This window comes from Bacteroides sp. D1, from assembly GCF_000157095.2.
In the GTDB taxonomy this organism is placed as follows: domain Bacteria; phylum Bacteroidota; class Bacteroidia; order Bacteroidales; family Bacteroidaceae; genus Bacteroides; species Bacteroides xylanisolvens.
This window is the reverse complement of sequence record NZ_JH114331.1, coordinates 348,712-367,350: the sequence shown is the minus strand read 5'-3', so window position 1 is coordinate 367,350 and position 18,639 is coordinate 348,712. Positions and strand designations below refer to the sequence as shown.

Here is an 18,639-nt window from a genome sequence, read left to right as displayed (position 1 = left end):
ATCCCTGTTCCACAATGTTGGAGCAGGGATTTATTGCTTTAATTATTTCTTATCGGTAGAGATTTTTCTCTTCAAGCATGAGCTCTTTTTCAATCCTTTTAAGCGAGCTAGTTGTTTCATGCCTTGAAACTGTTTGTTTCTCACCGAGAAACGAAGTGTTTCACACCGGGAAACTTTTTGTTTCAAACCGGGATGAAACTATCCGCCTCAAACCTGCGTCTCTCCTTCTATATATTCTTCAAGAAAAAGGTTCTCGCCGTCGAATACGGCATAAGAAAAGAAATTAATCCAGTCTCCAAGTATCAGCACACGTGAAGTGACACTTAGCATCAAATCAAGTTCAATGTGGCGATGTCCGTAAATAAAGAAGTTTATATTGGGATGACTTTTCAAATACTCTTTTGTATATAGTACCAGATGCTCCTGATTTTCCCCCATATAATCCGGTTCCTTTCCGTCAGTCCGTTTCTGCCTGCTGCGTTTCGCCCATGATAAACCAAGTTCCACGCTCCATCGGGGATGAATAGCGGAAAACAATGTTTGTAATGTTTTGCTGTGAAACATGGAACGAAGCAGTTTGAACTTCTTGTCCGGGTCGCCCAGTCCGTCACCATGAGCAAGATAGAACTCTTTTCCGTATATTTCGGTAGTCAGCGGTTCACGGTGCATAATGACACCACATTCTTTGGTGAGATAATCCCCACACCATATATCATGGTTGCCAATAAAGAAATGCACTTCCACTCCCATATCCGTCAGTTCGGAGATTTTTCCCAAGAAACGGGTATATCCTTTGGGGACGACCAGCCGGAATTCATACCAGAAATCAAACATATCTCCCAACAGATAAACAGCAGAAGCCTTGTGCTTTATACTATCAAGGAAGTTCACCAAACGCCGTTCCTGCGTGCGTCCATGCTCAATAGCACGGGACCCAAGATGCGCATCGGAAAGGAAATAAACGTTCTTCATGAGTTTTGAGTTGTTAGTTATAAGAGATTGATTATGAGGTTATCACTCGTAACTAGAGAAAACCGAGTTCGAGTTTCGCCTCCTCACTCATCATATCTTTGTCCCATTCCGGTTCAAACACCAAATTAATGGTAGCCGCAGTCACACCCTCCACCGATTCCACTTTCTGACGAATATCTTCCATGATAAAATCAGCAGCCGGACAGTTAGGGGCTGTCAATGTCATATCAAGTACCACTTCTCCAGTATCGGAGACATCTATCTTATAAATCAGTCCAAGATCGTATACATTCACCGGAATTTCCGGATCGTACACCGTTTTTAGCATGGCTACAATCTTTTCTTCTATTTCAATCTTTTCCATACGTCTTCTCATTTTGTTATGTATCGCAAAGATAGAGATAAAAAATGAAACATAAAAAATTAGGTACGGAATGAGCATCGTGTACCTAAAGAATATTACATCTATTCTCTATCTTCACTAATATGAAAAACGTACCCAGATGGTAAATTGTTGCAAAAGGGAATAAAGATGTAGAGAAAATTAAAGCAATCCTTCATCCGCAAAGCTAAAGAACCCGTCTTCACAAACGACGACATGATCTATCAGGTGGATATTCATTGTATCTGCCGCTTTACGAATATGTTCTGTCAGTGTTTTGTCAGGCTGACTAGGACGGATATTCCCTGAAGGATGATTATGGACCACAGCTATTTGGGTGGCTCTTTGCAGCAATGCTTCCCGAAGGATGGTGCGTACATCGGTGTATGTTCCATCTATTCCACCGGTACTGATACGCACCTTATCAATCAGTTTCGTTGCCTGATTCAATAAAAGAACCCAGAATTCTTCTTGTTCGAGGTCGCACATCAAAGGTTGAAAGATATCATAAATATCTTTTGAACAGGTGATTTGAGGCCTTTCTTTTGTGTTTTGCAGTTTCCGACGCTTTCCAAGTTCCAATGCAGCCATCACTGTAATACTCTTCGCCGGTCCCATACCTTTAAAACGGGAATAATCGCAGACTTCCCATTTTGCCAGAGAATTGAGATTGTTATCACAAGACAGGAGCAGGCGCCGCATCAGTTCAACAGCGCTTTCTTCCGTATTTCCGGAGCCGATTAATATAGCGAGTAGTTCGGCATCGCTCAATGCTGCTGCTCCCTTTTCCATCATTTTCTCCCGTGGGCGGTCCTCCAGTGCCCATTGGTTGATGGATAGTTTGTGTTTACTTTCCATTTGCTATGTTTTGAAGGTGTAAAGGTAGGCTTATTTAATTTAATGATAGAGGCAATGGGAAAAAAATTGGTTGCAGGCTTCTTCTTTTTTCTATGCAGAGACAAGTTGTGCGACACCCGGGTCTCAGCATACCTGACACCCGGGTGTTGAGTAGCATGAGACCCGGGTGTCAGACGTATTGAGACCCGGGTGTCATGCAACATTCCTTTTAAGTAAAAATAGGAATGGTAGTAAACAAATTAAAAGTAGGTTACTTATAAAAATTCTTTTGGAAAGCCTCAAACTCATCTTTCCCTCTGACACAACGCTGCCACCATGCACGCCAAAAGCCTGTACCATAGCCGATAAGTTGTATAAATGCAGCGGCTATGGAATATATGCCAATAGTCAGACTCTTATTCTGAATAGTAGAATCCATGCATACCAGCAATGCATAAAGAATGATCAGCGTAAAACTGAAAAGACAGAATGGGGTTCCTAATAATAAGAGTGCCACTCCCAGCGTAAATACAGCAGGAAGCAAATGCACCAGTTTCAGAGAGTCCGGGTATTTCTTATAAAGATTAATACGGGCAATGCCGGAGTTATGCACTTGCTTGAAGAACTTCTTCAAATCAGTACGACGTTTGTGATACACCCAGGCATCCGGAAAAAGCCGGCAAGTATAGCCGTTCTTAAAGATACGGATACTAAAGTCAATATCCTCTCCAAAACGCATCTTTGAGAATCCGCCCAAAGCCTCATACACTGCCCGGCGAACTCCCATATTAAAACTACGGGGATAGAATTTGTCCATCTTCTTTTTCCCGCCACGGATTCCTCCGGTCGTAAAGAAAGAAGTCATGGAATAGTTTATCGCCTTTTGGATATCCGTGAAAGAATCGTGCGCACGGTCGGGACCGCCGAAAGCATCGGCAGGAGAAGCGAGAAGTTCCTTCTCTACCGCATCGAAGTATCCTTCGGGAAGAATGACATCAGAATCTAATATAATAAGGTATTCTCCTTCGCTACGTTCTGCCCCGTAATTGCGGGTCTGTCCCGGACCGGAGTTAGGTTTAGAGAAGTATTTTATATTCAACCGGTCTGCATACCGTTCTACTACTTCTTTACAGGGAATGAAGGAACCATCTTCTACAACAACGACTTCGAAATCTTTAAAGTGTTGCATGGTAAGACTTTGCAATAATTCATCCACTTCATCGGGACGATTATAAACGGGGATTATGACGGAGTAACGCATAGTAAATTCGTTTTAAGAATGAATTTGAGATGCAAATTAAGACAAAAAAGGGGAAACTACTCCCAAATCTCCAGAAAAACAAAAGAACTAACTATATTTCCTATCTACTTTTTATCAAGATTCCCTCAAAAAGTTTTCTATTCTCCGTTAGAATCATTATAAAAAGAGATTGAGTTTCTCCAACTATATTAGTTTTGATAAATCTTACAGAATAAAAAAGGGCGTTCCTGGGAAATAAGGGAAAATTGGAACGCCCTTCGAAATAAAGGTTTATTATTAGACTGGTCTTTCACAAGTGCAGTCTTTACCTTTTTTCATCTAACAAATTAAGGATGTCAAAAATCCTTAGTGGGAAATAACATATTCATCTTTTCACAAAGATGAATAATTCGACAAATAATATCCGATACCACCATATCGGACAATTATATTATCAATAAAAGGGTAACTCTACACAAAGGAAAAGAGTTACCCTTTCTTTCTTATTTAAAATAGGACTATTTCAAAGAAGCTTTCACAGTGATCTTATTAATAGTTTCTGTACCCCAGTTATGATTTACAGTTACTTTCACATAGATGTCCAATGACTGAACAATCGCTGTATTGTTACATGTAATCACACCTGTTGACGGATTAATAGTATAGGTACCCTCATTTACAGTAGCACTATATCCATCAATTGCATAAGTAATGGCGCCAGCAGCATCAATGCCATAAGCTGCAGCCCAAGGAGCTTTTGCTACTCCATTTTCAATAACTACATTCTTCTTGGTTACATTGATATCTTTGTCAGACATCTTGATTTCTGCTTTCGTTCCTACATTGATAGTCTTATTCTGATCACCATCTATATTCCAATCAATAGAAGACTTGTAAGACAAGACATCAAGCGGAGAACGCAATACAGGTTCACAATAAGTCACTTCTTTTCCATTTATATCAAGAATAGTAGCTTCAATATCAGTTCCTTGTATTTTAGCTCCGATCTTGATAGCACCTAAAGTCTTCACATCTACATCCGGAGTTACAGTAATAACATTACCAGCAATGCTTATCTGACTATAAACAGCTTTAACAGCATCAGACTGTTTTGCTTGCGGAGCCAGATAATATTCAATAACTTCACTAGAAGTACTGTTATCTGTATTATATGCAGCATAAAGAACTGTCAAATCAGCCGTCATACTGAATGACTTATCAGCTTCAGTCCATGCACCGGTAATAGTTGTCTTACCATTCACAACAAATGCACTATTTTGCTTGATGTTCACTTTACGTTCGCACTTAACAAGATCCTTCAATTTCAAAGTATACTGTTTGTTAGAACCGTTAACACGATGAGTTGTTGTGGATTTACGCCATGCATATTCTTCAGAATTTGTAATTTCATATTTTGAGTTTCCACCACCTGGCCATGTTTCGAATGAATACAATTGCTGATCTCCATTGATAACAGTTTCGGCAGGGAATATCAATTTAAGATTATCCAAATCTGTGCTTGTACCCGGTGTGAATTCAATATATGCATCAACCTTGTTAGCATAAGTTTTACCATCTTCATTAGTCAAGTAATACAAACCATATTTAACAGGAGTTACGTTTTCATTGTCAGACATATAGTCACGTCCACCCAGTGAATTCAAGAATGCACGAACATTCAAGTCAATAGTTTGTTCACTTGTGCTATACTGCAATTTAGCTAACTTATCAGCTGCAGCTGCATCTTTCGTTTCTACATCAATATCAACCAATGCCGGAGCCACTTGCTGCTCGCGAACAGCTTTCACTGCAAAGTCATAAGAAATGATTTCCGTACCTTTTTCATTCTTATAAGTTGCTGTCACATAGCATAATTCATTGATAGCCGAAGCTTGCTCACTAGATTTAGCTGTAATAACACCGTCTTTAATTTCAAAGATACCTTTTGCCTTATCAGCTGTTTGTTTGAATTCAACAGTGATACCACTAAATCCTAAATCAGCCATTGAAATGAAATCCTCTTCCACATCATGTCCCAATGCTACAGAATCATTCAAATTATAAGATTTGTTATAAACAAATGTATATTCAACATAAGATGAAAAATCGGATTCGGTAGTTGCATCAGCCAAAACATCAGTAGGAACTTCAACTGCATCTTTTGTATGCACAAAACTCAAATCAGCCGGAGTCCATTTTTCAGCTTTGAAGTTGAAATAATCAGAGGCTGTTGTATAACCGTTAATTGTTACATCCAGAGAAGAAGCGTAAGGTTTATCAACTTCAATGTTTTCGGAAATCATATTTACACTCAAGATACCTTGTCGGTTATCCACCCATTTTGCACTACCTTCTACATATTTCAGTGCAGGAACAAGTGCTCTGGTTTTATATGTATCGGTAAATGCAAATACAGCTTTACCTAGATCCAGTGTAGTAGGCCATACTTTGAAAGTAGCTACAGAAGCACTGGTTGCCAATAATTCCGCATCAGGATCATTGGACGACATCAACCCGATTGATTTTACAAAATCATCTTTATCATTAGCAGCTTGTCTTCTGTAAATAATGCTTTGCAAACCATTATAGGCAGAACCTTCTGCCAACATTTTATATTCTTTACCGTCAAGAGTGATGACGTACAAACCATCTACCTCATTTATAACAATAGAAGGAACTTTAGTATCAGTTTTCAAGCTTGTTACCACATCACCGATAACGATATACCCATCTTTATTAATAGACACGTTAGCTGATGCATCCTGACCTGGTTCGCCAGGCTTACCAGGTTCACCTTGTTCTCCCTTCTTCCCAGTAGCATTAACCTTATTTCCATCTGCATCTAAAACATACTCATAGGTTTTGCCATCATCAGTACTTACCTGCCAATAGTTGTCACTTGATACTTTAAATTTAGGAATGACCGTTTCACCATTTAGTCCCGGCTGTCCGTTCTCTCCATCTTTACCATTGGTGATAGTCAATTTAGAACCGTCAGAAAGAGACAACTCATAACCATTTGCTACAGGAGTATAACTGACAATAAATTTACCGGCTTTCATTGCAGCATCCACCTCTTCAATTTTACTCTTATTGGCGTCGACCTGCTGTTGCAAACCATCTATATCATCATCGTAGTCTTTGCATCCTACGTAGCTGATAGTAGAAAGCGCCAGCGCCCCGAAGAGCATCACTTTTACAAACTTTTTCTTCATAACTACTTAAAAATTACATTAATAATATATTATTAAACACTAAGTTTCAATAATAGCATACCCGTTACTTTGTAGGTAACGGCAAACCTTTGTTCCTGCTCTTCTTGAGTAGTCAATACTAGAAAATGATATAATATACAATGAAACATTTTAACCCCTACTTCATGAAAGAGGTAGAGGGGAGAGAAATCTTATGCAAAATTTAGAGGTTGACATGCCCTAATACAAAGAATCTACGTGTTTTATCTGTTTATGTTCTTCTTTTGAATGCTTTATTAGAAAAAAATGTGTGATTTCGTTTGGTTGTTTTAAGAAATATGCTCATATTTGCACCGGTATTTATTCCCGTTACCTACAAAGTAACAGACTTATATTCAGCAAATTGCATTTCGAACTGAATATCGGATAAAATCAATAACCCGCTTGTTTGCTTCATCTATTTTCTTATTCTGAAAAGGTTTCAGATAAGTCTCCGTCACTGTAATGGACGAATGCCCCATCGCTTCGGAAATAATGCCCGGATGAATTTCACAATAATACGCTGTTGTGGCCCATGTATGGCGGGCGGTGTATGAACTCAATTTATCCCCCAGTCCCAACAATTCACCCAACAACATTAATTGCCGATTAAATGTGCGCAATGCTAACTGATACTCTCGATATGCTTCTTTTGTTCCTTCACGACTTTTCAACAATGAGAAAAGGTATGGAGAAGAAGGGTCACAATTCATGTACTTCTTCACCAAAAGCATTGCCTCCGGAGTCAATGTCACCGACAATGTACGCCCCGTCTTACGCCTACGATAAGTAATCACATTATCATGCAAATCACTCTTACGCAAATATGCGAGATCGACAAAAGGTAAACCACGAAGTAAAAACATCAGAGTAAATAGCTCTTGTGTACATCGCAAAGCCGGAGTTGCAACCGATGAATGTAATTTTGCAAATACCTTTTTTATGTCTTCCTCACATAAAGCTCGCTTACGGTCAGCGCGAGTACCGGTATAAACCGAATGGAACAAATTCGGCACATAAGGTGCTTTTCGAAGATCGACCGCACGATTATAGACTGCACGAAATGTGCGCAAATAAGTTGAAACTGTATTCCAACTACAACCACGGCTACGAAGATGTATCTCGAAGCCTTTCAACCATCCCGGAGTTACTTTATCAAAAGTGAAATCTCCTTTCCCACAATAAACAATAATGGCATTGAGACTGCTACGATATACGTGAGCCGTCCCAAAGTTTCCCCCCATTTGTAGCCCATTAGCCACTTGCCTCATAAATGCTACTACTTTTAACATGTTACTATTACTTAATTTAATTACACAATAAACATACAGGTATTTTTAAGAACAAGCAAACCTGTTAGCTACAAATAACAATAATAATAACAATGTTGTTTCTTGGAAGTAAATGAAAGGAACCATGAGGTAAAACTAAAACAAAAAAAGACGGGGATGTCCCAATCTTGGCACATCCCCGTACAATATAAATCAGTTCAGTTATTATTTCTTCAGAATATCCATTGTATCGGACGCAATCAACAGTTCTTCATCTGTCGGAATCACTACTACTTTCACTTTAGAAGCAGGAGTAGAAATAATTGCTTCCTCACCACGAACTTTAGCATTCACATCGTTGTCAAGCTCGATACCCATGAATTCCATATCCTTACAAACTTCACGGCGACATTCCATCTGATTTTCACCTACACCACCTGTAAACAGAATGATATCTACACCGCCCAATGCAGCAGCATAAGCACCGATGTATTTCTTGATACGATAATAATACATCTTCTCTGCAAGGATAGCTTTCTCATTGCCAGCCGCACAAGCAGCCAAAAGTTCACGCATATCGCTTGATACACCTGAAATACCGAGTACACCGCTCTTCTTGTTCAACAGGTTGGAAACACCCGTAGTATTCAAGCCTTCTTTTTCCATGATAAACGTCACTGCACCGGCATCAATGTCACCGCTGCGAGTACCCATCATCAAGCCTTCCAATGGAGTCAAGCCCATAGTAGTATCTATACATTTACCATCTTTGATAGCGGCAATAGAACCACCATTACCAATATGACAAGTGATGATTTTCTTTCCTACCGGATTTACACCCAAGAATTCGCATACACGTTTGGACACGTAACGATGAGATGTTCCGTGGAAGCCATAACGACGCACACCATACTTTTCATACAATTCATAAGGAATAGCATACATGTAGGCATAATCCGGCATGGTCTGATGAAAAGCCGTATCAAATACACCTACCTGCGGAATGTTAGGAAGAATAGCAGAAACTGCATTCACACCTTTCAAGTTAGCCGGATTGTGCAACGGAGCCAGATCATTGCAAGCTGTAAAGGCTTCCAATACCTCCTTATTCAGCAATACAGATTCGCTGAAACGCTCGCCTCCGTGTACCATACGGTGACCTACGGCATTGATTTCATCCAAAGATTTGATAGCGCCATATTCGGGGTGAATCAACGTATTCAGGATAAACTCAACTCCTACTGTATGTTCAGGAATATCTTTTTCCAGAATTTTCTTTTCACCATTCGGCAAAGTCAGTTTCAAGAAAGATCCTTTCAGACCGATTTTTTCGATACCACCTTGCGCAATCACTTCTTTGCTGGTCATATCGAACAATTTATATTTAATAGATGAACTTCCGCAGTTCAATACCAGAATTTTCATGTCGTTGTCGATTTAATACTTACTACTTTATATCTAATACTTATTTATTTGCCTTTGCAGCAATAGCCTGGTTAGCCGTGATAGCAATCATACGATATACATCTTCAATAGAACAACCACGAGACAAGTCGTTTACCGGGCAAGCGATACCCTGAAGGATCGGGCCGATAGCATCAGCATGTCCCAAACGTTGAACTAGCTTATAAGAAATGTTACCTACTTCCAGGCTCGGAACAATCAGTACATTTGCTTGTCCGGCTACCTCCGAACCCGGAGCTTTGCTTGCACCTACTTCAGGAACAAGAGCCGCATCTGCCTGCAGTTCACCGTCCAAATCAAGAGTCGGAGCCATTTCCTTAGCTATTTTAGTTGCTTCTACTACTTTGTCTACCACTTCATGTTTAGCAGAGCCTTTGGTAGAGAAACTCAACATAGCTACTTTCGGATTTTCGATACCGGCAACCGCCTTGGCAGTCTGCGCTGTACAAACTGCAATCTGCGCCAATTGATTAGCATCAGGAACCGGGGTTACGGCCACGTCACCCATGACCAAAATGCCATTCTTTCCGTATTCAGGAGCATGAGTCAAAAGCAACATAGCACCAGACACGCAAGTGATTCCCGGCGCAGTCTTGATAATCTGCAAAGCAGGACGCAATACATTACCAGTAGTGTTACGGGCACCAGCCAACTGACCGTCAGCATCACCGCTCTTAATCATTAAACAACCAAAGAATAAAGGATCATTCGTTAACTTGCGGGCTTCTTCGATAGTCATCCCCTTCTTTTTACGAAGTTCACACAACAACTGCGCATATTCTTCGTGTTTCGGAGAAGTTTCAGGATCAATGATAGTAGCTTTACCGATGTTTCCCAATCCCCATTTTGCAGCAAGTTCATTAATTTCTGCCGGTTTACCCAGTAAAATTAGATCGGCTACTTCGTCTGTCAAAATCATATTGGCAGCTTTCAATGTGCGTTCTTCAGTTCCTTCCGGAAGAACAATACGTTGGCGATTTGCTTTCGCACGCGCCACGATTTGGTTGATTAAATTGAGCATAGATATATTGAATATTATTATAAAACGTCCTTACAATTTGTAATTTGCGGTGCAAAAGTACTCAATTTTGCAATATCCACATTACAATTTCGCCTATTTTTCTCTTCCAAGTCTAAAATATTGTAATATTTAACACTGTACTCCTATTTTTCATACCTTTGCAGCGTTTTCAAACAAAATCAATAGGTTATTAGTTATGATACGTCAGTGCGCCATTTTATTTGGCTGTTTGGCTTTGGGTGAATTAATAGTTTATCTTACGGGTATCAAGCTCCCCTCCAGCATCATCGGTATGCTGCTGCTCACCCTCTTTTTAAAATTAGGTTGGATTAAGTTACACTGGGTACAGGGATTGTCCGACTTTCTGGTTGCCAACTTAGGATTCTTTTTCGTTCCGCCCGGTGTGGCTCTTATGCTATACTTTGATGTCATTGCGGCAGAGTTCTGGCCGATAGTGACAGCGACCATTATCAGCACCGCGCTTGTACTTGTCGTTACGGGATGGGTACATCAAATCGTCCGCAAGTTCAGGCTGGCACGTCAGATTAAGCTGGCGCGCAAACTTCACCTGACGGATTTCCATCTGTCGGAGAAACTGCACCTTAAAGATAAAATCAACTTAACGAATAAAGACAAATGAGCTTCTTAGAGAATAATTTCTTCCTGCTGGCTATCACCTTCGGGATTTTCTTCTTTGCCAAATTGCTTCAGAAGAAAACAGGACTGGTATTATTAAATCCTATATTGCTGACCATCGCCCTATTAATCATCTTCCTTAAAATGACAAATATCTCATACGAGACCTATAATAAAGGAGGACATTTGATCGAGTTCTGGCTCCGCCCGGCTGTTGTTGCTTTAGGCGTACCTTTATATCTTCAATTGGAAATGATAAAAAAGCAGTTACTGCCTATCCTTCTGTCTCAACTGGCAGGCTGCATTGTCGGAGTTATTTCAGTAGTGCTGATTGCGAAGTTCATGGGAGCTTCCCAAGAAGTAATCCTGTCTCTGGCTCCCAAATCGGTTACGACTCCGATTGCGATGGAAGTAACCAAAGCCATTGGCGGTATTCCGTCACTGACGGCGGCAGTTGTTGTGGCAGTAGGTTTATTAGGAGCGATCTGTGGTTTTAAGACCATGAAAATCATGCGTGTAGGCAGTCCGATCGCCCAAGGGCTTTCGATGGGGACAGCCGCTCATGCTGTCGGAACTTCCACCGCAATGGATATCAGCAGCAAATATGGAGCATACGCCAGTCTGGGACTGACACTGAATGGAATCTTCACCGCACTGCTCACACCTACAATCCTTCGATTATTAGGTGTCTTGTAAAAACAAAATCTCTTGATTTTCCGTTATATAAAGAGTTAAACGCAAAAAGCAATTTTATGATTCCATTTAAAGATATCACATTAGCAGACAAAGACACAATCACCTCATTCACGATGAAAAGTGATCGCCGCAATTGCGATCTTTCATTCTCCAATCTTTGCAGTTGGAGGTTCTTATATGACACTCAATTCGCAGTGGTCGACAACTTTTTGGTATTCAAGTTCTGGGCGGGAGAACAACTTGCTTATATGATGCCCGTAGGCACAGGAGATTTGAAAGCAGTATTGTGGGAACTGATAGAAGATGCCCGCAAAGAGAACCAGCATTTCTGTATGCTGGGAGTGTGCAGCAATATGCGCGCTGATCTCGAAGCTATCCTTCTGGAACAGTTCACTTTCACAGAAGACCGCGACTATGCGGATTATATTTATTTGAGAAGTGATCTATCTACGCTGAAAGGGAAGAAATTCCAAGCGAAAAGAAATCATATCAACCGGTTCCGCAACACTTATCCGGATTACGAATACACACCGATTACCCCGGACCGTATTCAGGAATGTCTGGATCTGGAAGCAGAGTGGTGTAAAGTGAATAACTGTGACCAACAGGAGGGGACAGGCAACGAACGTCGCGCCCTGATTTATGCTCTCCACAACTTCGAGGCACTCGGACTGACGGGAGGTATCTTGCATGTGAACGGTAAAATTGTCGCATTCACATTCGGTATGCCTATCAATCATGAAACATTCGGCGTACATGTAGAAAAAGCGGATACCAGTATTGAAGGTGCGTATGCCATGATTAATTATGAATTTGCCAACCGGATTCCCGAACAATATATCTATATCAACCGGGAAGAGGATTTAGGTATTGAGGGTTTACGCAAAGCCAAACTGTCTTACCAGCCGGCAACGATTCTGGAAAAATATATGGCTTGCCTCAAAGAGCATCCCATGAATATGGTAAAATGGTAAATCCATTATAAATATGATGATAAAGGAGCAAGTAAAAGCATTGTGGAAAATCTGTTTTGACGATAGTGAAGAATTCGTTGAAATGTACTTCAGACTGCGCTATAAAACAGAGGTGAATGTCGCCATCCAAAGTGGCGATGAGGTAATCTCTGCGCTTCAGATGCTTCCTTATCCGATGACTTTTGGTGGAGAGACTGTACAGACCTCCTATATTTCAGGAGCCTGTACGCATCCCGATTTCCGAAGCAAAGGGGTCATGCGAGAGCTCTTATCACAGTCTTTCGCCCGGATGCTGCGGAATGGAGTACATTTCAGTACATTGATACCGGCAGAGCCCTGGTTGTTCGACTATTATGCCCGCATGGGATATGCTTCCGTATTCAAGTATTCAACTAAAGAGATCGTTTTGCCGGAATTTATTCCTGCTAAAGAGATAGCGGTCAGTGTTGTTTCAGAATTTCAGGAGGAGGTCTATTCCTATTTGAATAAGAAGCTTTCCGAACGGGCTTGCTGTATTCAGCACACATCGGAAGACTTTCAGGTTATTATGACCGATCTTGCCATTAGTGGAGGTTATTTATTTGTAGCCAGACAGGAAAACGAAATCAAAGGAATAACCATTATATATAAAGGAGACAAACATATCATTATCAATGAGCTTTGCGCTGAAAATAAAGATGTGGAATATAGCCTGTTGTATGCTATCCGGCAACACACCGGATATAAGTGCATGGTTCAAATCTTGCCTCCCGAAGAGAAACAGCCTCAACATCCGCTAGGCATGGCACGTATCATCAATGCCAAAGAAGTGCTGCAAATCTATGCCGCAGCTTTTCCCGAAGATGAAATGCAGTTGGAATTATCGGATAAACAATTATCTGTCAATAACGGTTATTATTACCTGTGTAAAGGGAAGTGCATGTATAGTACCGAGCGACTGCCCGGTACGCATATACAGATGAATATTAGTGAACTAACAGATAGAATACTTCAGCCGTTAAAGCCGTATATGAGCTTGATGATGAATTAAGGCACAGATTACATGGATTATGCTGTTGACTTATATGAAGATATACCTCTAAGAACCGTGAAATCCATGTAATCCATGCCTGAAACTATTGATTCAAATGACGAACCCGTTCGCAAGCTGCCAATAGGAATGCACCCACTCCAAAATTTGAAGTAGAGTTGGCGTCTACTACCTGTCCGGGTATCGCTTTCTCGCCAATTGGTTGTACATATCCAATCTTTCCATCAGGCTGCAAAGCAACCGTCGAGAGATATTTCCATGCTTTTTCAACCACCGGCTGATATTCTGCGGCATTCAGGAAACCGTTATTGATTCCCCATTGCAGACCATACGTAAAGAAAGCTGTTCCACTGGTTTCCGGTCCCGGTGCATGTTGCGGATCGAGCATACTGCGTGTCCAGTAGCCTTCCGGCTGCTGACAGGCAGCAACAGATTTGGCTAATGTGCGGAAACGGTCCATATATTCCTGACGATACTGATCTGTTTCGGGCAAGTCTTTGAGTACTTTTGCCAGTCCGGCCAATACCCAGCCGTCTCCACGGGCCCAGAAGTCCTTCTTGCCGTTCACACTCTTGTGTTTAGGATATACGTATTTTCCATCCCGGTAGTAGAGTCCGGCTTCTTCATCATACATGATACTATCGGCATAGGCAAGGTACTCATGCAATTTTTCCAGATAAAGCGGGTTCTTGGTGATGTTATACATCTTTGTCATGACCGGCATTACCATATATAATCCATCCGCCCACCACCAATAATCACGGTTGGGCGTACTCATCTGATATTCCATCACTTCACGGGCACGCGCTATTTTTTGTGTATCCGGTTCCAGATTATAGAGATCGGCATACGTCTGAAAACAAATCTGATAGTCGCCGAAAAGCACATAGTCATCACTCTCGCCATAGCTGTATTTCCAGTCGGCCTTATTATCGGACTTGGCGCCTTTCCATTCATTATGTTCCGCCCAGGCTTTCGAGTAGTCCAGATATTCCGGCTTTTTAGTCAGGAAATAGGCTTCCATGTTTCCGGTATGATAGGCGGCATTATCCCAGAAGGAACGTCCGTGTTCCGGATGGTTTGCCTGCCAATAATTATTCACTTTGTGAATGATGTTTATCACTTCTTCGGAAGAGGTATCCTTCTTGTCCGCGCAACCTGCACAGATAGCACCACCCAAGAAGAGTGCGGAAAGAAGAGTTGCAGATAGTTTCTTCATATCTTTACTTATTTATATTCATATCTGTTTCTAATACATATACCATTTGAGGGTCAATTTCCGCTGTGCGTTCACCATCTCCCTGACGGGTGTGTTGCACAAAGAGGTGAAGTTTCCGCTGTTTCTTCCAGAGCTCCGTATCATGGGACGGTTCCCATGCATCCACTGAAAAGTCGGTCAAATCCGTTATTGTCCATTTACTAATGCCGACATCGGACGCATGTGCCATCGAGACACGGCTTCCCCGTTCTTCGTCGCGGAAAATATAAAAGACTTCCCCACCCTCTACCACAATACGCGGACGGGCAATAGGTATCATTTTCGTACCGCCACCCTTCAAGGTAAAAGGTGTTTTGCGATCTGTGATCTGCCGTTGATGCCATACTTTCCCGTCATTCCAGACGATACGGTATTGGGGCACGTCACTGTCGGAGTCCCGCCAATAAGTAGCTATATACGGATTTCCTTCTGCATCGGCACTCATACTTGTCTGATTAATCAACTCACAGTTTTGAGGCAAACGACAGGCATACTCTGCATTAGACAATCGGATAGGAAGTTCATATTGCTCTCCACTTGATTTATACCAAGTCACTCCATTATCAAACGAACGGGCATAACATATATCATGGTTTGTCTCCACATGCCAGCTTTCGCGCCACACCCACGAAAGATGGATGGTTCCTTTCTCATCGACATACATTTGCCAATAAGCATTCCGTTTATTTTCTCCGTCAATCAGTATATCCTGAATACGAGTCCATTTACGATCTTTCAACGAATAACGGTTCATCACCAAGTTACCACGACCGGAAGAACCGGAACGATAAACAAACAGTAAATCTCCTCCGGATAAAGAATAAAACTCCGGATAGGTGACATTTCCTTCGTCAACTCCGGTCATCGGTATTTTATCTCCCAGTTTCAGAGAACCGGGAGCAATGCTCCGGCAATAATTCAGTTTATGTCCATGATGATCGAAAGATACGTGTATGTAACCTTCTCCATCCACCATCATACTGATTACATTATGAGCATCCTTTACATTTCCCTGATATTGGGTACGGTGTAAAGTCCATTGTTTCGAATCCAGTTTCCGTTTTCCAAGTATCAGATAGCCGTCGTTATCGTAATAACTGATATATTGTTCATCACCATGCGTCACCAGCGAGTTATTGCGAAAGACCGCAGTATTGACCGAAGTACAACTGTATCCCTTTCCTACTTCCACCAAACGCTGGGAACAGACAAGAGTAGGAACAAGTATTATTCCGCAAAGTAGTAGTAATATCCGTTTCATGCTTATCTTCTTTTTTATTTGTCAAAGATGGAAAGAGTCCATTTTTCATGCCAGGGAATTGTTATCTTTCCGTCTTTTACAAGTACAGGCAGCCATACATAGCGTGAGTCTTCCAAGTCTTTCTTTTTCCAGCGGTCGAACATAGCGATGTATGCGTCCTTCTTTCCGATAACAGGCTGAACGTAAGTGCTCTGTGCGTAAAACGTTTTATCCGCATCCGGTCCCGTACAAGGATCACCGATCGTTTTCCACGTTCCCATAATAGAATCAGCAACTGCAATCTCGGCCACATTCGGATCCCAGCCTGTGCAACCGGAGCTTAACATACAGTATTTACCATTATATTTAAACACAGCCGGAGCTTCACGAGACTCTTTGACGAAATTACGAGTAAACCGTCCGCTGGGTTTCAGATAATCATCAGTCAAAAGACTAATATACATGGTTTCATTATTTTCCGAAGAATAGAACTGATAAGCACGTCCGTCATCATCCACAAAAACTGTCTGATCGCGGCTCATCGCATTATTCGGACGGAAACTTCCCTGATAGACGAACGGTCCGACAGGAGAATCGGCAACCGCCACTCCGGCACAAGCCTTACTGTAATCGGCGCTTTCCACATGTGCCCACATTACAAACTTACCGGTCTTCTTATTAAAAATAACTTTCGGACGTTCCAACACTTTGGAGGGATGCAGGTCATGATTCGGATCGTCTTTGACTGCCGGAAGCACAATTCCTTCAAATTTCCAATTCAGCAAGTCTTTAGAAGAGTAACAACCGACTCCGGTCACGTCTGTACGATAACACTCCCACGTAGCCCAGTCCGGCAAAATCGTTTTTCCTTTCTTGTATTCACCATACCAATAGTAAGTACCATTGTGATAAAGAAGTCCGCCACCATGGGCATTGATCGGATTTCCATCGGTATCTTTCCACACTTGTCCGGGGGTAAAGTCCGTATTCTTCTGAGCCTGTACGGATATTGGAAGCAAGCCTATGCAAGCTACAAACAGTAATAATAGTCTAGTCATATATCAATATTTGTTGGTTAATTCATTATTAATGAAAAGCATGGTCTTTCGGGAAGTCATTCCCTTCCCAGGCTTTTTTACTTGTCCAGTCTTCGGCAGGAGATGTCCAGAAGGGATGGTCAGCCGGAAGTCCAAGCGGCATGAAAGCAAGTGATGCCATATATAAGCTACCATTATTTGTATACCAATCGGATATATTCGGTTGCTTGCCATTGAAACCCAAAGTAAGGAATCCTTTTTCATTGAAATTGCGGTCATCGCCAAACATTCGTTTAATAACTGCCGTCATGGCTGCACGCACTTGTCCGTCGGGCAATTCCTTGGGTAACCATTCTCTCCATGCCAACAATGCCAAAGGCTGCAAAGTTCCTGTACGATAGGTAATAGAACGCCCAAAGACAGGGAGTGTCCCTTCGGGAGAGATGAACCGTTCCAAAATCATTCCGAAACGTTGCATTCGTTTTACCGCACGGTTGTAGTCACATTCAGGCATATTCCAAACTTTATTCTTTCCGCTATTGGTCATTATTTCCAGTGGCTCTATGTACATGGGATGCAATACAAAACTATTGTAATAGTCGAAAGCAAAGTCCTTTCCATCCGAATACCAACCATCACCAACATACCATTCTTCCACTTTGCGCAACGCCGAAGCTATGCGGTAAGTATCACTTGGCGCACCCGCTTTCCGCAGAAAGGCTTCTACGGTAGCAGAGAACAATAACCAATTCGTATAAGGAGGGTCTACCCGGCGAAGCTGTGTAAACTCGGTAATATAACGTTGTTTCGTCACGCTATCCAACGGAAGCCATAAAGCATCATATCCTCTTATGAAACTTTCCGCGATATAAGCGGCATCCACTAAAGTTTGCCCTTCCTTTCTCCACAACAGATAATCGGGACTTTCCGGATCGACAGCCTGCGCATAACTCTTGAGCGCCCATTCACGCAGTTGTTTCCGCCAGATACCTTCGGATGTATCATCATCCGGCAATGAAATCCAGGGAGCCAGTCCTGCCATCAAACGTCCGAAACATTCCATATAAGTAACCTTTTTATTTCTTCCATCCCATGTCGGACTTAACTCAACCAACATATTCTGTTGCAGCTTGCCTTCACTCATATTACTAAGCACCGGTTCAGCCATACGATACAACACTTCCGCCCATAACTCTCGGTCGGTCGGTTCTTTCACTTGTTTCTTTTTTTTTGCCGACAAGTCTTGTGACGGAATCATTAAGATTACCATAAGCAATAACAATACGTAATGTCTATTCAAGTTCATGATATTATTTAGGTTTTTCATTTACAAAGATACTTTATACTC

Annotated in this window: 16 protein-coding genes; 4 read left to right on the top strand and 12 right to left on the bottom strand. The window is 41.6% G+C overall.

Going from position 1 to position 18,639, the window contains the following annotated elements; genetic code table 11:
* Positions 1-207: 207 nt before the first annotated feature.
* From BSAG_RS20120 to pta, 8 genes are all read right to left on the bottom strand, one after another.
* Positions 208-972, bottom strand: a complete 765-nt coding sequence (locus tag BSAG_RS20120) for a UDP-2,3-diacylglucosamine diphosphatase (protein ID WP_004314435.1) — start codon at positions 970-972, stop codon at positions 208-210.
* Between the two features lie 52 nt (positions 973-1,024).
* Positions 1,025-1,336 carry an iron-sulfur cluster assembly protein gene (locus BSAG_RS20125; RefSeq protein ID WP_004314431.1) on the bottom strand — a complete coding sequence of 104 codons (312 nt, stop codon included), beginning with the start codon at positions 1,334-1,336 and terminating at the stop codon, positions 1,025-1,027.
* Positions 1,337-1,516: 180 nt separating this feature from the next.
* Positions 1,517-2,212 (bottom strand): RadC family protein, encoded by a 696-nt coding sequence (gene radC, locus BSAG_RS20130; protein ID WP_004314429.1) that lies wholly within the window; start codon positions 2,210-2,212, stop codon positions 1,517-1,519.
* A 250-nt stretch (positions 2,213-2,462) separates the two neighbouring features.
* Positions 2,463-3,452, bottom strand: coding sequence for a glycosyltransferase (locus BSAG_RS20135; protein ID WP_004314428.1), 990 nt, complete (start codon positions 3,450-3,452; stop codon positions 2,463-2,465).
* Positions 3,453-3,949: 497 nt separating this feature from the next.
* Positions 3,950-6,646, bottom strand: a complete 2,697-nt coding sequence (locus tag BSAG_RS20140; RefSeq protein WP_008770361.1) for a PL29 family lyase N-terminal domain-containing protein — start codon at positions 6,644-6,646, stop codon at positions 3,950-3,952.
* Positions 6,647-7,020: 374 nt separating this feature from the next.
* A complete protein-coding gene (locus BSAG_RS20145; protein WP_004314426.1) occupies positions 7,021-7,956 on the bottom strand; it encodes a tyrosine-type recombinase/integrase in 936 nt (311 codons plus the stop codon).
* A gap of 204 nt (positions 7,957-8,160) precedes the next feature.
* The gene (locus BSAG_RS20150) at positions 8,161-9,360 is read right to left on the bottom strand and encodes an acetate kinase (RefSeq protein WP_004314424.1); all 1,200 of its coding nucleotides are present in this window, start codon (positions 9,358-9,360) and stop codon (positions 8,161-8,163) included.
* A gap of 40 nt (positions 9,361-9,400) precedes the next feature.
* The gene (gene pta / locus BSAG_RS20155) at positions 9,401-10,420 is read right to left on the bottom strand and encodes a phosphate acetyltransferase (RefSeq protein ID WP_004314422.1); all 1,020 of its coding nucleotides are present in this window, start codon (positions 10,418-10,420) and stop codon (positions 9,401-9,403) included.
* A 196-nt stretch (positions 10,421-10,616) separates the two neighbouring features.
* Here pta and BSAG_RS20160 point away from each other — a divergent pair, with 196 nt between their 5' ends.
* Genes BSAG_RS20160 through BSAG_RS20175 form a run of 4 tightly spaced genes read left to right on the top strand, consistent with a single transcriptional unit; the run spans position 10,617 to position 13,756 of the window.
* On the top strand, positions 10,617-11,060 hold the full coding sequence (locus BSAG_RS20160; protein ID WP_004305056.1) for a CidA/LrgA family protein: 444 nt from the start codon (positions 10,617-10,619) through the stop codon (positions 11,058-11,060).
* Positions 11,057-11,752: an LrgB family protein gene (locus BSAG_RS20165; RefSeq protein WP_004305057.1), complete on the top strand. Its 696-nt coding sequence runs from the start codon at positions 11,057-11,059 to the stop codon at positions 11,750-11,752. Before BSAG_RS20160 ends, BSAG_RS20165 begins: the two co-directional genes overlap by 4 nt.
* Before the next feature lie 56 nt (positions 11,753-11,808).
* The gene (locus BSAG_RS20170; RefSeq protein ID WP_004314421.1) at positions 11,809-12,726 is read left to right on the top strand and encodes a DUF2156 domain-containing protein; all 918 of its coding nucleotides are present in this window, start codon (positions 11,809-11,811) and stop codon (positions 12,724-12,726) included.
* Positions 12,727-12,739: 13 nt separating this feature from the next.
* Complete coding sequence (locus BSAG_RS20175) at positions 12,740-13,756, top strand: GNAT family N-acetyltransferase (protein WP_008770362.1); 1,017 nt, start codon at positions 12,740-12,742, stop codon at positions 13,754-13,756.
* An 85-nt stretch (positions 13,757-13,841) separates the two neighbouring features.
* Here BSAG_RS20175 and BSAG_RS20180 read toward each other — a convergent pair whose 3' ends face one another.
* Genes BSAG_RS20180 through BSAG_RS20195 form a run of 4 tightly spaced genes read right to left on the bottom strand, consistent with a single transcriptional unit; the run spans position 13,842 to position 18,597 of the window.
* On the bottom strand, positions 13,842-14,975 hold the full coding sequence (locus BSAG_RS20180) for a glycoside hydrolase family 88 protein (RefSeq protein WP_008770363.1): 1,134 nt from the start codon (positions 14,973-14,975) through the stop codon (positions 13,842-13,844).
* Between the two features lie 4 nt (positions 14,976-14,979).
* On the bottom strand, positions 14,980-16,275 hold the full coding sequence (locus BSAG_RS20185) for a BNR repeat-containing protein (protein WP_004314417.1): 1,296 nt from the start codon (positions 16,273-16,275) through the stop codon (positions 14,980-14,982).
* Between the two features lie 14 nt (positions 16,276-16,289).
* On the bottom strand, positions 16,290-17,312 hold the full coding sequence (locus tag BSAG_RS20190; protein WP_004314416.1) for a glycoside hydrolase family 43 protein: 1,023 nt from the start codon (positions 17,310-17,312) through the stop codon (positions 16,290-16,292).
* A gap of 28 nt (positions 17,313-17,340) precedes the next feature.
* Entirely contained in the window at positions 17,341-18,597 is a 1,257-nt protein-coding gene (locus BSAG_RS20195; protein WP_008770364.1) for a DUF2264 domain-containing protein, read from the bottom strand.
* Positions 18,598-18,639 lie beyond the last annotated feature (42 nt).

Bases quoted from the DNA above. Each gene is read 5' to 3' on its own strand.
- BSAG_RS20160 (WP_004305056.1), top strand. From the start codon at position 10,617: ATGATACGTCAGTGCGCCATTTTATTTGGCTGTTTGGCTTTGGGTGAA.
- BSAG_RS20120 (WP_004314435.1), bottom strand. From the start codon at position 972: ATGAAGAACGTTTATTTCCTTTCCGATGCGCATCTTGGGTCCCGTGCT.
- BSAG_RS20195 (WP_008770364.1), bottom strand. From the start codon at position 18,597: ATGAACTTGAATAGACATTACGTATTGTTATTGCTTATGGTAATCTTA.
- BSAG_RS20125 (WP_004314431.1), bottom strand. From the start codon at position 1,336: ATGGAAAAGATTGAAATAGAAGAAAAGATTGTAGCCATGCTAAAAACG.
- pta (WP_004314422.1), bottom strand. From the start codon at position 10,420: ATGCTCAATTTAATCAACCAAATCGTGGCGCGTGCGAAAGCAAATCGC.
- BSAG_RS20180 (WP_008770363.1), bottom strand. From the start codon at position 14,975: ATGAAGAAACTATCTGCAACTCTTCTTTCCGCACTCTTCTTGGGTGGT.
- BSAG_RS20150 (WP_004314424.1), bottom strand. From the start codon at position 9,360: ATGAAAATTCTGGTATTGAACTGCGGAAGTTCATCTATTAAATATAAA.
- BSAG_RS20135 (WP_004314428.1), bottom strand. From the start codon at position 3,452: ATGCGTTACTCCGTCATAATCCCCGTTTATAATCGTCCCGATGAAGTG.
- BSAG_RS20140 (WP_008770361.1), bottom strand. From the start codon at position 6,646: ATGAAGAAAAAGTTTGTAAAAGTGATGCTCTTCGGGGCGCTGGCGCTT.
- radC (WP_004314429.1), bottom strand. From the start codon at position 2,212: ATGGAAAGTAAACACAAACTATCCATCAACCAATGGGCACTGGAGGAC.
- BSAG_RS20145 (WP_004314426.1), bottom strand. From the start codon at position 7,956: ATGTTAAAAGTAGTAGCATTTATGAGGCAAGTGGCTAATGGGCTACAA.
- BSAG_RS20185 (WP_004314417.1), bottom strand. From the start codon at position 16,275: ATGAAACGGATATTACTACTACTTTGCGGAATAATACTTGTTCCTACT.
- BSAG_RS20165 (WP_004305057.1), top strand. From the start codon at position 11,057: ATGAGCTTCTTAGAGAATAATTTCTTCCTGCTGGCTATCACCTTCGGG.
- BSAG_RS20170 (WP_004314421.1), top strand. From the start codon at position 11,809: ATGATTCCATTTAAAGATATCACATTAGCAGACAAAGACACAATCACC.
- BSAG_RS20175 (WP_008770362.1), top strand. From the start codon at position 12,740: ATGATGATAAAGGAGCAAGTAAAAGCATTGTGGAAAATCTGTTTTGAC.
- BSAG_RS20190 (WP_004314416.1), bottom strand. From the start codon at position 17,312: ATGACTAGACTATTATTACTGTTTGTAGCTTGCATAGGCTTGCTTCCA.